The 1410-nt window shown below is 49.9% G+C and carries 1 rRNA gene; it reads left to right on the top strand.

Annotated elements, in window-relative coordinates:
- Nucleotides 1-1403, top strand: a 16S ribosomal RNA gene (locus AB9Q04_RS08030); the annotation flags it as partial.
- Nucleotides 1404-1410: the final 7 nt, after the last annotated feature.

Here is a 1410-nt window from a genome sequence, read left to right as displayed (position 1 = left end):
GAGTAACGCGTGAGTAACCTGCCTTACACAATGGGATAGCCTCTGGAAACGGAGAATAATACCCTATAACACCATTAAATCGCATGAAGTGATGGTCAAAGTGTTAGCGGTGTAAGATGGACTTGCGTCTGATTAGCTAGTTGGTGAGAAAAAAGCCCACCAAGGCAACGATCAGTAGCCGGCTTGAGAGAGTGTACGGCCACATTGGGACTGAGACACGGCCCAGACTCCTACGGGAGGCAGCAGTGGGGAATTTTGCACAATGGGGGAAACCCTGATGCAGCGACGCCGCGTGATTTAGAAGGCCTTCGGGTTGTAAAAATCTTTTGTATAGGAAGAAAATGACAGTACTATACGAATAAGGTCCGGCTAATTACGTGCCAGCAGCCGCGGTAATACGTAAGGACCGAGCGTTGTCCGGAATCATTGGGCGTAAAGGGTACGTAGGCGGGTTTTTAAGTTAGAAGTCAAAGGCTATAGCTCAACTATAGTAAGCTTCTAAAACTGGGAACCTTGAGAGATGGAAGGGAAAGTGGAATTCCTAGTGTAGCGGTGGAATGCGCAGATATTAGGAGGAATACCGGTGGCGAAGGCGACTTTCTGGCCATTTTCTGACGCTGAGGTACGAAAGCGTGGGTAGCAAACAGGATTAGATACCCTGGTAGTCCACGCCGTAAACGATGAGTGTTAGGTGTCTGGAGTAAATCTGGGTGCCGCAGCTAACGCATTAAACACTCCGCCTGGGGAGTACGCACGCAAGTGTGAAACTCAAAGGAATTGACGGGGACCCGCACAAGCAGCGGAGCATGTGGTTTAATTCGAAGCAACGCGAAGAACCTTACCAAGTCTTGACATATTACGGCAGGGATTAGAGATAATCCCCTACATCTTCGGATGACTGTAATACAGGTGGTGCATGGTTGTCGTCAGCTCGTGTCGTGAGATGTTGGGTTAAGTCCCATAACGAGCGCAACCCCTTTTGCTAGTTACCATCATTAAGTTGGGGACTCTAGCAATACTGCCGGTGACAAACCGGATGAAGGTGGGGATGACGTCAAATCATCATGCCCTTTATGACTTGGGCTACACACGTGCTACAATGGCAGGTACACAGGGCAGCAAGACAGTGATGTTAAGCGAAACTCAAAAAGCCTGTCCCAGTTCGGATTGCACTCTGCAACTCGAGTGCATGAAGTTGGAGTTGCTAGTAATCGTGGATCAGAATGCCGCGGTGAATGCGTTCCCGGGTCTTGTACACACCGCCCGTCACACCATGGAAGTTGGCAATACCCGAAGCCTGTGAGCTAACCTTTTGGGAGCAGCAGTCGAAGGTAGGGTCAGTAACTGGGGTGAAGTCGTAACAAGGTAGCCGTATCGGAAGGTGCGGCTGGATCACCTCCTTTCTAAGGA

The sequence above is a fragment of the Anaerococcus groningensis genome, assembly GCF_046365465.1.
In the GTDB taxonomy this organism is placed as follows: domain Bacteria; phylum Bacillota; class Clostridia; order Tissierellales; family Peptoniphilaceae; genus Anaerococcus; species Anaerococcus groningensis.
Note: the sequence above shows the minus strand (reverse complement) of the source record. Positions and strands in the feature narration are given on the sequence as shown.